Origin of the sequence: Streptomyces sp. NPDC050422 (assembly GCF_044458665.1) — a bacterium.
In the GTDB taxonomy this organism is placed as follows: Bacteria; Actinomycetota; Actinomycetes; order Streptomycetales; family Streptomycetaceae; genus Streptomyces.
Genome location: NZ_JBITIE010000016.1, coordinates 37,354 through 50,345, shown reverse-complemented (window position 1 = coordinate 50,345; position 12,992 = coordinate 37,354). Strand labels below are relative to the sequence as shown.

12 protein-coding genes are annotated in these 12,992 nt (G+C 71.5%); 3 read left to right on the top strand and 9 right to left on the bottom strand.

All coding sequences use genetic code 11. The features are described 5' to 3' along the window. Positions 1-33: 33 nt before the first annotated feature. On the bottom strand, positions 34-1,317 hold the full coding sequence (locus ACIBJG_RS25000; RefSeq protein ID WP_399310574.1) for an adenylosuccinate synthase: 1,284 nt from the start codon (positions 1,315-1,317) through the stop codon (positions 34-36). Positions 1,318-1,503: 186 nt separating this feature from the next. On the opposite strand from ACIBJG_RS25000, the gene ACIBJG_RS24995 reads away from it, so the two are divergent. Beyond that, positions 1,504-2,358: a diacylglycerol kinase gene (locus ACIBJG_RS24995; protein ID WP_399310572.1), complete on the top strand. Its 855-nt coding sequence runs from the start codon at positions 1,504-1,506 to the stop codon at positions 2,356-2,358. A gap of 77 nt (positions 2,359-2,435) precedes the next feature. Here ACIBJG_RS24995 and ACIBJG_RS24990 read toward each other — a convergent pair whose 3' ends face one another. Beyond that, entirely contained in the window at positions 2,436-2,993 is a 558-nt protein-coding gene (locus ACIBJG_RS24990; protein ID WP_399310571.1) for a GbsR/MarR family transcriptional regulator, read from the bottom strand. Positions 2,994-3,092: 99 nt separating this feature from the next. Here ACIBJG_RS24990 and ACIBJG_RS24985 point away from each other — a divergent pair, with 99 nt between their 5' ends. Together ACIBJG_RS24985 and ACIBJG_RS24980 are read left to right on the top strand one after the other, a co-directional pair. Further along, the gene (locus ACIBJG_RS24985) at positions 3,093-4,019 is read left to right on the top strand and encodes an ATP-binding cassette domain-containing protein (protein ID WP_399310569.1); all 927 of its coding nucleotides are present in this window, start codon (positions 3,093-3,095) and stop codon (positions 4,017-4,019) included. Then, complete coding sequence (locus tag ACIBJG_RS24980) at positions 4,016-5,647, top strand: ABC transporter permease (protein WP_399310568.1); 1,632 nt, start codon at positions 4,016-4,018, stop codon at positions 5,645-5,647. The genes ACIBJG_RS24985 and ACIBJG_RS24980 overlap by 4 nt, the downstream gene beginning before the upstream one ends. A 50-nt stretch (positions 5,648-5,697) precedes the next feature. Here the strand turns inward: ACIBJG_RS24980 and ACIBJG_RS24975 are convergent, their stop codons facing one another. From ACIBJG_RS24975 to ACIBJG_RS24945, 7 genes are all read right to left on the bottom strand, one after another. Next, entirely contained in the window at positions 5,698-6,933 is a 1,236-nt protein-coding gene (locus ACIBJG_RS24975; RefSeq protein ID WP_399310566.1) for a cytochrome P450, read from the bottom strand. Positions 6,934-7,013: 80 nt separating this feature from the next. Beyond that, positions 7,014-7,691 carry a response regulator gene (locus tag ACIBJG_RS24970; protein ID WP_399310564.1) on the bottom strand — a complete coding sequence of 226 codons (678 nt, stop codon included), beginning with the start codon at positions 7,689-7,691 and terminating at the stop codon, positions 7,014-7,016. Continuing rightward, positions 7,688-8,992 carry a sensor histidine kinase gene (locus ACIBJG_RS24965; protein WP_399310562.1) on the bottom strand — a complete coding sequence of 435 codons (1,305 nt, stop codon included), beginning with the start codon at positions 8,990-8,992 and terminating at the stop codon, positions 7,688-7,690. The genes ACIBJG_RS24970 and ACIBJG_RS24965 overlap by 4 nt, the downstream gene beginning before the upstream one ends. Positions 8,993-9,098: 106 nt before the next feature. After that, a complete protein-coding gene (locus ACIBJG_RS24960) occupies positions 9,099-10,004 on the bottom strand; it encodes an alpha/beta hydrolase family protein (protein WP_399310560.1) in 906 nt (301 codons plus the stop codon). A 100-nt stretch (positions 10,005-10,104) separates the two neighbouring features. Then, positions 10,105-10,737, bottom strand: coding sequence for an SUKH-4 family immunity protein (locus ACIBJG_RS24955; RefSeq protein WP_399310559.1), 633 nt, complete (start codon positions 10,735-10,737; stop codon positions 10,105-10,107). 115 nt (positions 10,738-10,852) lie between these two features. Then, positions 10,853-12,058 (bottom strand): kynureninase, encoded by a 1,206-nt coding sequence (gene kynU / locus ACIBJG_RS24950; protein ID WP_399310557.1) that lies wholly within the window; start codon positions 12,056-12,058, stop codon positions 10,853-10,855. Then, positions 12,051-12,899 (bottom strand): tryptophan 2,3-dioxygenase family protein, encoded by an 849-nt coding sequence (locus ACIBJG_RS24945; RefSeq protein ID WP_399310555.1) that lies wholly within the window; start codon positions 12,897-12,899, stop codon positions 12,051-12,053. Before ACIBJG_RS24945 ends, kynU begins: the two co-directional genes overlap by 8 nt. Positions 12,900-12,992: the final 93 nt, after the last annotated feature.

Below are 12,992 nucleotides of genomic sequence, written 5' to 3'. Positions count from 1 at the left end.
ACGCCGCCCCGGCCCTCTTCCGCTCCCGTACGCCTACAGGAAGGAGTTGATCTCGATGGTCTCGGTGCGGCCCGGGCCGACACCGATCGCGGAGATCGGGGCGCCGGACATCTCCTCCAGCGCCTTCACGTACGCCTGCGCGTTCTTCGGCAGGTCACCGAAGGTCTTCGCCTTGGTGATGTCCTCGGACCAGCCCGGCAGCATCTCGTAGATGGGCTTCGCGTGGTGGAAGTCCGTCTGGTTGTACGGGAGCTCCTCGACGCGCTTGCCGTCGATCTCGTACGCCACACACACCGGGATCTGCTCCCAGCCCGTCAGCACGTCGAGCTTGGTGAGGAAGAAGTCGGTCAGGCCGTTGACCCGGGTCGCGTACCGCGCGATCGGGGCGTCGAACCAGCCGCAGCGGCGGTCACGGCCGGTGGTGACACCGCGCTCGCCACCGATCCTGCGCAGCGCCTCGCCGTCCTCGTCGAGCAGCTCCGTGGGGAACGGCCCGGCGCCGACGCGGGTGGTGTACGCCTTGAGGATGCCGATGACCCGGCTGATCTTCGTCGGGCCCACGCCGGAACCGGTGCAGGCGCCGCCCGCGGTCGGGTTCGACGAGGTGACGAAGGGATACGTGCCGTGGTCGACGTCGAGCAGGGTGCCCTGGCCGCCCTCGAAGAGGACGACCTTGCCCTCGTCGATGGCGTTGTTCAGGATCAGCGTCGTGTCGGCGACGAAGGGCTTGATCTGCTCCGCGTACTGGAGCATGTCCTCGACGACCTTGCCGGCCTCGATGGCGCGCCGGTTGAAGACCTTGGCCAGAAGCTGGTTCTTCTGCTCCAGGGCCGCCTCGACCTTCTGCTCCAGGATCGACTCGTCGTAGAGGTCCTGGACGCGGATACCGACCCGGTTGATCTTGTCCGCGTACGTCGGGCCGATGCCGCGCCCGGTCGTACCGATCTTGCGCTTGCCGAGGAACCGTTCCGTCACCTTGTCGACGGTGACGTTGTACGGGGTGATCAAATGAGCGTTACCGCTGATCAGCAGCTTGGACGTGTCCACGCCGCGGTCGTTCAGCCCACTCAGCTCGGAGAGCAGGACCGCAGGGTCGACGACGACACCGTTACCGATGACCGGGGTACACCCCGGTGAAAGGATTCCGGAGGGGAGGAGATGAAGTGCGTACTTCTGGTCACCGACGACCACCGTGTGGCCGGCATTGTTGCCGCCTTGGTAGCGCACCACATAGTCCACGGATCCACCGAGGAGGTCGGTGGCCTTCCCCTTGCCCTCGTCACCCCACTGAGCACCGAGCAGCACAAGTGCGGGCACAGGCGTACACCCCTTCCGGGCGGGGCATGTCCAAGGTCAGGGGGCGTACGTAAACGCCGTACATGCCGTACGACTTTGTACGACAAGGCCTGAACCGTCGAACCGGGTGCCCCGGAATAGACGAAGCCCCTGGCGCAATAGCGCAAGGGGCTCTTGCACCAAGATGCTACCCGAGGAAGGACCGAGGTGTCGGCTGCCCAGCCCCCCGGTAACGGTGCGCCCCATCTGCTGGTGGTGATCGATCCGGTCGCCCGCCGGACGGACGGCGAGTCCGTCCGCATCGCAAAAGACGTGCTGAGCGCCGGTTCGCACGCAAAGATCTGCCTTCCGGACGGGCCCGCGGAGTTCGCCCGTGCCCTGTCGCGCAGGGGTGCCCGAAGGCCGGTGGTGATAGGCGACGACCGGGCGCTGCGGCGTGCGGTGGCACTGCTCCACCGGGAGCGAGAACCAGCCATGAGCGCCCTCTCGCTCGTCCCGGTCGGGGCCGCGGCGGCACTGGAACTCGCGCATTCGCTCGGCGTGCCGATGGGCGCGGTGGCGGCGGCCCGTACGGCGCTGGACGGCGCGGTGCGACGGCTGGACCTACTGGTGGACGACAGCGACGGCGTCGTCCTGGACGCCCTGCGGATCCCGGCCCCGACCGGCGCCCCGGGCACGCAGCCGGCCCCTACGGGCGTCACCGCGGTCTGGGACACCTGCCGGTCACTGGTCCGCACCCTGGTGCGGCCCGCACCCTCGACGCCGCCCGTCGCGCCGGCCACGCACCGGCTGCGCATCGAGGCGGACGGTGTCGTGCTGAGCGATCTGGGCCGCCCGGTCGAATCGGTGACGGTGACCTCGGGCTGCGGGAACGACGGCATCGCCGAGGTGACGATCCACGCACCGGGCGGTGCCCCGATGACCACGGAGGCCAAGGCCGTCACGGTCTCGGGCGCGGACTTCCGCTACCGGGCGGACATACAGGTCGGCGGCCCGGTGCGGACCCGGACGTGGACGGTGCGGGCGGGGGCCTGGGGGCTGATGCTGCCGGTGGACGGGTAGCGGATCCGTATCGGGGTGGCGTCCGCGACCCTCCCCTACCCCCGTCAGGCCTCTCGTGAGCCCTGTGCGGCGCCCGTTCAGGCGTCCCGCGCTCCCTCGGCCGCCGGCAGGTCCAGGGTCTTCCGGTGAGCCTCCCAGCGGTCCATCATCGCGCCCAGCTCCGACTGCATGAACTCGAAGAACGCCGCCGTCTCGGCGATCCGGGCGCCCGCCGGCGTGTGCTCGCCCAGCGTGCGCGCACCGTCCCTGAGGGTCTGCTCCCAGCGGGTGAGCACCCGGTCGCGACTGGCGAAGGTGGTGTACCAGATCTCGTTGTGCAGCCGGTAGCGGTCGCGGCGCGAGCCGGGTTCGCGTTCGCGGCCGACCATGCTGACCTGGGTGAGGTAGTTGATCGCGCCGGACACGGCGGCGGGGCTGATCTGCAGGGCCAGGGCGAGCTCGGCCGAGGTCATGGACGCATCGTCGTCGGCGAGCAGTGCGGCGAAGACACGGGACGCCATCCGCTGCATCCCCGCCTCGGTCATCTCGGACGCGAACCGCTCGACGAACCGTGAGACCGCCTCCGCGTCCCTCGCCTCGCGCTCCTGCGCGGCACCTTGCGGTTCGCGTGCGTGCCCTGCGGTCTCGCTGCTCATCGGTCCCTCGTTCTCCCTGTCCCCGGGCCCTGTCACTCATCCGAGTTTATACGCTTCCTTAACTTCACAAGTTTGTGAAAGTAGCGTACGTTCAGAATCATGACGAAGGCAATCACCGTGGCCGGACTGCACAAATCGTTCGGCCGGACACACGCGCTGGACGGGCTCGACCTGACCGTCGAGTCCGGTGAGGTGCACGGCTTCCTCGGGCCGAACGGGTCGGGTAAGTCCACCACCATCCGGGTCCTGCTGGGCCTGTTGCGGGCCGATTCCGGCGCCGCCCAGCTGCTCGGCCGCGACCCCTGGAGCGACGCGGTGGAGCTGCACCGGCACGTCGCCTACGTGCCCGGGGACGTCACGCTGTGGCGCAATCTCTCCGGCGGCGAGGTGATCGATCTGTACGGGCGGCTGCGCGGCGGCCTCGACGACGCCCGGCGCGCCGACCTCGTCGCACGGTTCGAGCTCGACCCGACGAAGAAGGGGCGGACGTACTCGAAGGGCAACCGTCAGAAGGTGGCCCTGGTCGCCGCGTTCGCCTCCGACGTGGACCTGCTGGTCCTGGACGAACCGACCAGCGGGCTCGACCCGCTGATGGAGGAGGTCTTCCAGAGCTGCGTCGCCGAAGCGCGCGACCGCGGGCGGACGGTGCTGCTCTCCAGCCACATCCTCAGCGAGGTCGAGTCCCTCTGCGACCGGGTCAGCATCATCCGGCAGGGCCGGACGGTGGAGACCGGCTCCCTGGCCGGCATGCGCCACCTCACGCGCACGAACATCACCGCCGAACTGGTGGACTCCCCCAACGGCCTGGCGCAACTGCCCGGGGTGCACGATCTCGACATCAGGGGGCGACAGGTCTCGCTCCAGGTCGACACGGACAAGCTGGACGCCGTCATCAAGTCGCTCTCCGCATCCGGAGTCCGGTCCCTGATCAGTACGCCGCCCACCCTGGAGGAGCTCTTCCTCCGGCACTACACGGCGGACGCGGAGCAGGACATGCAACAGGACGCCGGGGTGGCGGCGCGATGACTGCCGTGACCATGACAGCCGCGGCCGGCACGGGGCGCCGGGCCGGGACCGGGCAACTCGCGGGGACCTGGCCCCTGCTGCGGCTCGCCCTGCGGCGCGACCGCATCATCATGCCGGTCTGGGTGCTCGTGCTGGGCGGGGCGTTCTCCTCCGTCGGGCAGTCCATCGCCTCCCTGTACGACACGGCAGCCCAGCGCGCCGAACTCGCCGCTTCGATGAACGGCAACAGCTCGCTGCGCGCGATGTACGGGCCGGTGTTCGGCGACTCCGTCGGCGCGCTCGTCAGCTGGCGCATGATCGCCTTCGGCGCGGCGCTGGCCGCGGTGATGAGCCTGGTCGTCGTCGTGCGCCACACCCGGGAGGAAGAGGAGACCGGCCGTCAGGAGATGCTCTCCGCCGCCATGGTGGGGCGCCGGGCGCCGCTCACCGCCGCGCTGCTCGCCGCCCTCATCGCCAACGCCGCGCTGGGCCTGGTGATCGTGGCGGGGACGGCCGGATCGGGGGCAGGCGGCGGCGCCGGAGCGGTGGCGCTCGCCTCGGCCGTCGCCGGTGTCGGTGCGCTGTTCGCCTGCACGGCCGCCATCGCCGCGCAGTTCACGGAGAGCGCGCGGCTCGCGAAGGGGCTGACGGCGGCGGTGACAGGCGCCGCGTTCGTGCTGAAGGCGGCGGGCGACTCCGCGACGGACGACGGCTCGTCGGTCCTCACCTGGCTCTCCCCGCTCGGCTGGGCGGAAAACGTCCGGCCGTACGCGGACGAGCGGTGGTGGGTGCTTCTCCTGATCGCCGCGGCCGTGGCCGTGCAGTGCGCCGTGGCGTACGCGCTGACCGGGCGGCGTGATGTCGGCATGAGCTTCCTGGCAACCCGGCCGGGACCCGCCCGGGGCCGGATCTGCACCGCCTTCGGCCTGGCGGTGCGCCTCCAGCGCGGTGCGCTCCTGGGGTGGACGGCGTCGTTCGCCGCGGTCGGCGTCGTCTTCGGCGGGCTGACCGGCGGTGCGGCCGACCTCGTCGGGGACAACGCGAAGACCAAGGAGATCTTCGAGCGGATGGGCGGGCAATCCGGCCTCACGGACGCGTTCCTCGCCTCGATGGTCTCCGTCCTCGGCACGGTGGCGGCGCTGTACATCGTCTCCTCGGTACTGCGGTTGCACGGCGAGGAGACGGCCGGGCGCGCGGAACCGGTGCTCGCGGGCGGGGTCGGCCGGACGGGCTGGGCGGCCGGCCACCTGCTCATCGCCTTCGGCGGCGCGGCCCTGATCATGACGGTCGGCGGCCTCGGCCTGGCGGTGGGCTACGGACACGAACTCCCCGCCGTGCTGGGCGCCTCACTGGTGCAACTGCCCGCCGTCTGGCTGCTGGGCGGGGTGACGGTCCTGCTGTACGGGGGGCTGCCGAAGGCCGCAGCGGCGGGCTGGGGCCTGGTCGGTCTCTGCCTGGCGCTGGGCTGGATCGGCCCTGCCCTGGATCTGCCGCAGCCGGTGATGGACATATCGCCGTTCACCCACCTGCCGAAGCTTCCGGGGGCGGCGGGCATGGAGTGGGGGCCGGTGGTGCTGCTCACCGCGTCCGCGGTGGTGCTGGTGGCGGGCGGCCTGGCGGCGCTGCGTCGGCGCGACATGCTGACCTGAGGGGATGCGGGGGTGGGGCCCCGGCCCCCCACCCCGTCCCCGCCCGCGCGTCAGAGCTCGACGCGCAGTTCCTTCACGCCCCGGATCACGTAGCCCGGGTTCCATTCCGGTTCGGAGACCAGCCGCATGCCGGGCGCCTTGCGCAGCAACTCACCGAAGGAGGAGACCAGTTCCACCCGGGCCAGTGGCGCCCCGAGGCAGAAGTGGATGCCCGCACCGAAGGTGATGTGCGGGTTCTCCTGCCGGGAGAGGTCCAGCAAGTCCGGGTCCGTGAAGCGGGCCGGGTCGCGATTGGCCGAGCCGAACAGCAGGGCCACCTCCGATCCGCGCGGAATGACCGTTCCGTCGATCTCGATGTCGTCGAGCACCCAGCGTTCGAACATCTGCAACGGGGTGTCGTAGCGCATCAGCTCCTCCACCGCGGTGGGCAGCAGCCCGTGGTCCGCACGCAGCGCGGCCAGCTGTTCCGGGTGGCGCAGCAGAGTCCACCAGCCGTTCACGGTGGTGTTGACGGTCGCCTCGTGTCCCGCGTTCAGCAGCAGCACGCACGTGGAGACCATCTCCTGCTCGGTCAGCCGCTCGCCCTCGTCATGGGCGGCGATGAGCGCGGAGATCAGATCCGTACCCGGGCTCCCGCGCCGCTCAGCGATCAGCTCGCGCAGATACGCGGAGAAGTCGAGCGAGGCACGGACAGCGGCGCGGGCCGTCTCCTCGGACGGGTTGAGCTCGAACATTCCGCAGATCGCCGCCGACCAGGGCCGCAGCGGCGCACGGTCGGACTCCGGGATGCCGAGCATCTCCGCGATCACGGCGACCGGCAGGGGCTCCGCGACCGCCGTCAGCAGATCTCCCCCGCCCTGCTGGACGAAGTCGTCGACGAGTCCGGTGGCCAGCCGCTGGACGGTCGGGACGAGCTGTTCGACGGTGCGCGGGGTGAACGCCTTGGAGACGAGCCGCCGGATCCGGGTGTGGTCCGGCGGTTCGAGGTCCAGCAGACCCTGCCCGTTGAGCGTCTCGAAGGGCTCGTGCGCGGCGGGCGGCGGCGTCCGGCCGAACTCCTCGTGCGTGAACCGGTGCAGATACGTCCGGCCCAGCCGCCGGTCGCGCAGCAGCGCCGACACGTCGGCGTAGTGCGGGACGAGCCACTGGTCGGTCGGCTCGAAGTAGTGCGCCCGGCCGGTGGCACGCAGCTCGGCGTAGGCGGGGTACGGGTCGGCGACGAACGCCGCCGACCAGGGATCGAACGGGGCGGCAGAGCCTGAGTCGGAGCGCGTGGACTGGTCCATGGCCCGACGCTAACCGGCCTCCCGCGCCCGGGCCAGCCCTGCCCTGGGGGCAGGCCTGGGACCGTCAACCGGGCGGCCCCTCAGGACGGCGTGACCAGCCGGGCCTCGTAGGCGAAGACGGCCGCCTGGGTGCGGTCGCGCAGGCCCAGCTTCACCAGGATGCGGCTCACATGCGTCTTGATGGTGGACTCGGCGACCACCAGGTGCGAGGCGATCTCCGCGTTCGACAGGCCCTGGGCGATCAGGACGAGCACCTCCGTCTCGCGCTCCGTGAGATCGCCGATCTGGGCGAGGGCCGGCGGCCGCGGGGCCGCCGCCAGCTTGGAGAACTCGGTGATCAGGCGCTTGGTGACCGTCGGGGCGAGTAGCGCCTCGCCGGAGGCCACCACCCGCACACCGTCGGCGAGTTGCCGGGCCGAGGCGTCCTTGAGGAGGAAGCCCGCCGCACCGGCGCGCAGCGCCTGGTAGACGTACTCGTCGAGGTCGAAGGTGGTGAGCACCAGCACCTTCGCGTCCGCGTCGGCGGCGACGATCTCACGGGTCGCCTCGATGCCGTTGAGCTCCGGCATGCGGATGTCCATCAGCACCACGTCGGGACGGAGCGCCGCGACCTGGGCGACGGCCTGGCGCCCGTTGACGGCCTCACCGACGACCTCGATGCCCGGCATCGCGTTGAGGAGGACCGAGAAGCCCTCACGGACCATCATCTGGTCGTCGACGATCAGCACCCGGATCGGCACCGCTGCGGAGGCCGTCATGACTGCTCCTCGACGGGGGCCTCGGACGGGGCGGCCTGCACGGGGATGAAGGCGGTGACCTCGTAACCGCCTTCCGTGGTCGTCTCGGCCGTCATCTCACCGTTCAGCATCGCCACCCTCTCCCGCATGCCCGTGATCCCGTGCCCGGCGCCGGGCGAGGGCTTCACCGGACCGGTCGGCGGACCGTTGACGACGCGCAGCCCGAGACCGCCCAGCACATAGCCGATCTCGACCTTGGCGGTGGCGCCGGGTGCGTGCCGCAGGCTGTTGCTGAGGGCTTCCTGAATGATCCGGTACGCCGAGAGCTCGACGCCCTGCGGCAGTTCGCGCACCGCACCGGTCACGGTCTTCTCCGCCGGCAGTCCGGCCTCGCCGACATTGGCGAGCAGCCCGTCCAGTTCGGCCAGGGTGGGCTGCGGGGCGTCCGGCGCCTCGTAGTCCTCGGCCCGTACGACGCCGAGGACCCGGCGCAGTTCGGTGAGGGCCGCGACGGCGTTCTCCCGGATCGTGACGAAGGCCTGCTCCAGCTCGGGCGGCGGGTTCTCCACCCGGTAGGGGGCGGCCTCGGCCTGGATGGCGACGACCGACATGTGGTGGGCCACCACGTCGTGCAGTTCGCGGGCGATGGTGGTGCGCTCCTCCAGGAGGGTGCGCCGGTCGCGTTCGACGGCGGTGACGGTGCGCTGCACGGTGACCTCGCGCTCCGCCTCACGGCGGATCTGGACCACGCATACCAGGAGCAGCGCGAACGCGGATGCCACCGCCATGGCGGGTGTGGACGGCCCTGAGTTCCATCCGCCGACGTTCTCCAGGAGCGTGCCGAACAGCACGGTCAGGCCCCACATCCAGGCCGCGGTGCGCGGCTTGGTCCTCGCCGCGACGACGACCAGCACCACCAGGTGCGCGAAGAACGTGCTCGGCATCCAGGGCCCGTCGGAGGCGCTGGCGACCATACTCACCGGCATGAGCGCCAGCGACATCCAGAACGCCCCGACCGGCCGCACCAGCGTCATCCCGACGCAGGCGGCGGGCAGCAGCCCCGACACGAGCACTCCGGCGTTGCCGGTGGTGGAGAAGCCCATCATGAAAGCGAGCAGCGCGGCCGCCAGGACCACCGCGTGCGGAGTCCACGCGGCCCGCGCCCTGAGCCGCCCCGGCAGCCGCCGGGTCAGCGCCCCGTCGGTCCGCATCGGCCCCAGCGGACGGTAGGCGAACGCATCGTGGATGAGGTCCTGGCGCAGGCCGCCTATCGCCTCTTCGGCCACCCGGAGCTCCGGGCTTCTGGTCTTGGTCTGGGTCACGCTTCCACGGTAGGGGGCGCGGCGCCCCCGGTCATCAGCAGTGATACGGATCCTGAACCGTCCGTCGCAAGTACTACTCGGGTCCCCCGTCCGCGTGCCGCGGATTTCACCAGGCCAGCTGGGCGATCTCCTCGGCGACCACCGCGCACGCGTCGGCCGCCGGGTCGATCAGCGGGAAGTGTCCGACGTCCGGCAGCAGCGTCAGCCCCACCGTCTCGCCCTCCTTCGCCGCCGCGTCGACGAACGCCTCCGAGACGGCCTGCGGCACGGTCAGGTCGGTGGTGCCCTGCACCACCGCCGTCGCGATGCCGGTGGGCAGGAGCAGGGCCGGGTCGGCGTGCGCGCTGCGCTCGGCGAAGTCCTCCGCGCGCCCCAGGAACTGCCCGACCGCGCCGGAGCAGACATCGAGCCCGACGGCCGTGGCGAAGTCCGCGATCGGAGCGAGCGCGACGACTCCGCGCAGCGCGGGCTCGCGCGGCAACCGCCACGGCGACCCCTCCGGCAGGACGTGCCGGGCGGCGGCCCACAGCGCCAGCTGCCCGCCCGCGGAGTGCCCGGTGACGACGATCCGCCGGGCGTCCGCCGCAGGCATGTGGAGCGCCAGCAGGTCCGGCATCGCGTCCATCGCCGCCGCGACGTCGTCGAAGGTCTCCGGCCAGCGCCCGGCGACGGGTCCGGAGCCCCGCTGCTGCGGAAGCTCGCTGCCGCGCCGGTACTCGACACTGGCGACGGCGAAGCCGCGCCGGGCCAGGAAGTCCGCGAACGGCGACACATGGAGCCGGTCGTACGGCGCCCGCCACGCCCCGCCGTGCAGGACGACCACGACGGGGGCACCGGCACGCCCGTCGCGCGGGGCGTAGAAGTCGATCACCTGGTCCGGGTGACTGCCGTAGGCGGCACAGACATCGGGGGCGACCACCGGATGCGAGAACGCCGACTCGGTCTCGGCTGCGTCCTGATCACGCGCGGCCTGATCACGCGCGGCCTGATCACGCGCGGCAGAATCCGACATGCTGCTCCAACCGTCCCTGTGACATGCCCAACTGGCTTGACCTGCGGGGACGGTATCAGTACGGAGGCTCCCCTCTCCGCCGCCGGCGACGGGTCCGGCGTCAGACCCGGCCGGGCCGGGAATAGTACGTGCCGTACAGCCCGTCCCGGAGATCTCCGAAGAAGTAGACCCAGGGGCTCTCCCTGGCCTCCTCCTCGCAGAAGACCACCGGGTCGACGCGGGCGAACTCGTCCTGGATCCCTCCGGCGAAGCGGGCGAGCTCGGCGTACGGCGCGCTCGGGTCGCCGCCGGCCTCCCCCCGACCCACCTTCAGCACCCGTTGGTGCAGCAGTTCCAGCAGGTGCCGGAGGGACGAGAGGTCCGTGTGCACCGGGCGCAGGTCCCCCTCGAAGAGCTCCATCTCACCAGGAAGGGCGTGCACCGTGCCGTCATCGAGGCCGAGGAAGAGGTACCAGCCCTGAACCGCGCCGAAGAGCAGAATGTTGCCGAACTCCTCCTCGATGATCACTACCTCGTCATCGAGGTCCACGATGGGGCGGCCTCCCTCGACCGCGCAGCCGTCCGCGGCGAGGACCGGGGCCATCCAGAAGGGGCGCTGTGGAAAGCCGATGTCGCACAGCGCACGAAGATCCTCCGGGCGGTGCACCACGTCGTCGAGGACCTCGCGCGAGGCCCGTATGTGGCCGGCGCGGTCGCCCCCGTACTCGCCCTCACCGTCGACGTCGCAAAGCATCTCGGTGCAACCCTCTGGCCGTCGGCTGTCGTCGCACCCCTTGTGCTGCGCCCACGGCAGGTCCGGGATCCGTCCGGCGACCGGGGCGAGCCGGTCGCCGGACTGACCCGGCAGCCTACGCCGCCGGAGCGGCGGAACCGGTCAACACGTCCGCGAGCACCCGCGCCGCGCGTTCCGCGTCGGCGAATCCCACGTACAGCGGGGTGAAGCCGAACCGCAGCACATCCGGCCGCCGCAGGTCCCCGACGACACCGCGCGCGATGAGCGCGCCCATCACGGGCTCGGCGTCCTCGCACCGCAGCGCGACCTGGCTGCCGCGTTCCGCGTGGGCGTCCGGGGTGACCGAGGTGACCCGGCCCTCGGGGGCGTACGCGGCGACGCACTCCAGGAAGAAGTCCGTCAGCGCCAGGGACTTGGCACGCACCGCGTCGATCCCGACCCCGTCCCAGACGTCGAGGGACGCCTCCAGCGCCAGCATGGACAGGATGTCCGGTGTCCCGACCCGGCCCCGTACGGCGCCGTCCGCGGGCGCGTACCCGGGCGTCATCGCGAACGGGTCGGCATGCGACGTCCACCCCGGCAGGGGCGAGTCGAAGGCCGCCTGATGCCGCTCGGCGACGTACAGGTACGCGGGCGAACCGGGGCCGCCGTTGAGGTACTTGTACGTGCAGCCGACCGCCAGGTCCACCCCGTGGGCGTCCAGCCCGACGGGCAGCGCGCCCGCGCTGTGGCAGAGGTCCCAGACGGCGATCGCATCCGCGGCGTGCACCGCGGCGGTCAGGCCGGGCAGGTCGTGGAGCCGGCCGGAGCGGTAGTCGACGTGGTTGAGCAGCACGGCGGCGGTACGCGGACCGAGCGCGCCCGGCACGTCGGCGGGGGCGACCGGAACGATCCGGTGGCCGGTCATCCGGGCCGCCGACTCGGCGATGTACCCGTCGGTGGGGAACGTGGCGGCGTCGACCAGGATCTCGTCGCGGCCCTCCGGTGCCAGCCGGCTCGCGGCGACGACGGCCTTGAAGACGTTCACGCTCGTCGAGTCGCCGACGACGATCTGTCCCGCGGCCGCCCCGACGATCGGGGCGATGCGGTCACCGATCCGCTCCGGCGCGGTCCACCAGCCGCTCTCGTCCCAGGACCGGATGCGCAGCTCGCCCCACTCGCGGGTGAGGACCTCCTGCAGCCGGGCGGGTACGTGGCGGGGCAGCGCACCCAGGGAGTTGCCGTCCAGGTAGACGGTGTCGTCGAGGGTGAAGAGCTTCCGCAACGGTGCCAGTTCGTCCGCCGCGTCGAGCGCCTGTGCGCGCTCCTGGAGATCAGACATGGCTGCGGGCCGTCCAGAGCTCGGGGAACACGTTCTTCGTGGCCCGCTTCTCCAGCCAGGCGACCCCGGCGGAGCCGCCCGTCCCGGTCTTGGAGCCCATGGCCCGCCGGGTGGCGACGAGGTGGTCGTTGCGCCATCGCCAGACGAGCTCGCCGACGTCGGTGAGCACCTCGCCGAGCCGGACCAGTTCGTCGTTCTGGTCGGGGTTGGCGTAGATCTCCGCCCACGCGGCCTCGACCTCCGGCGACGGCTCGTACTTCAGGGTGAGGTCGCGGCCGAGCACCTCCTGGGGCACGGCGTAGCCGCGCCGGGCGAGCAGGGCGAGCGCCTCGTCGTACAGCCCGGGCTCACCCAGCGCCTTCTCCAGCTCCGCGTGGACACGGGGAGCGCCCCGGTGCGGCACGAGCATGGACGCGGACTTGTCGCCGAGCAGGAACTCCATCCGCCGGTACATGGCCGACTGGAAGCCGGAGCCCTCGCCGAGCGAGGACCGGTAGGAGTTGAACTGGGCGGGGGTGAGCTGGGCGAGCGGCGTCCAGGAAGCGTTCAGCGCCTCCAGCTCACGCAGGGACCGCTTCAGCGCGTCCTGCGCGACGTCCAGCCGGTCCTCGCGCATCGCGTGCGCGGCGGTCTCCCACTCATGGACGATGACGGTGAACCACAGCTCCATGACCTGGGTGGTGACCAGGAAGACCATCTCGCCGGGGTCGTCCGAGCGGAGGTGCTGGAGGTGGGTCAGGACATCCGCCTGGACGTAGTCCTCGTACGGAGTCGTTCCCGCGAAGTCGAGGTGCGGGGTCTGCGCACCGGTGGCTTCGGGGTCGGGGTGGATCGTCGACATTGCTGTCTCCTCGACACGAGCTTCCGGGTAGCGGTCCGCCCCCACCGTGAGGTGGTGGAGCTCCGGTCCCCTGCCCGCATCCTAAGCGGAGAC

Bases quoted from the DNA above. Each gene is read 5' to 3' on its own strand.
- ACIBJG_RS24990 (WP_399310571.1), bottom strand. From the start codon at position 2,993: ATGAGCAGCGAGACCGCAGGGCACGCACGCGAACCGCAAGGTGCCGCG.
- ACIBJG_RS24985 (WP_399310569.1), top strand. From the start codon at position 3,093: ATGACGAAGGCAATCACCGTGGCCGGACTGCACAAATCGTTCGGCCGG.
- ACIBJG_RS24980 (WP_399310568.1), top strand. From the start codon at position 4,016: ATGACTGCCGTGACCATGACAGCCGCGGCCGGCACGGGGCGCCGGGCC.
- ACIBJG_RS24975 (WP_399310566.1), bottom strand. From the start codon at position 6,933: ATGGACCAGTCCACGCGCTCCGACTCAGGCTCTGCCGCCCCGTTCGAT.
- ACIBJG_RS24970 (WP_399310564.1), bottom strand. From the start codon at position 7,691: ATGACGGCCTCCGCAGCGGTGCCGATCCGGGTGCTGATCGTCGACGAC.
- ACIBJG_RS24960 (WP_399310560.1), bottom strand. From the start codon at position 10,004: ATGTCGGATTCTGCCGCGCGTGATCAGGCCGCGCGTGATCAGGCCGCG.
- ACIBJG_RS24955 (WP_399310559.1), bottom strand. From the start codon at position 10,737: ATGCTTTGCGACGTCGACGGTGAGGGCGAGTACGGGGGCGACCGCGCC.
- kynU (WP_399310557.1), bottom strand. From the start codon at position 12,058: ATGTCTGATCTCCAGGAGCGCGCACAGGCGCTCGACGCGGCGGACGAA.
- ACIBJG_RS24945 (WP_399310555.1), bottom strand. From the start codon at position 12,899: ATGTCGACGATCCACCCCGACCCCGAAGCCACCGGTGCGCAGACCCCG.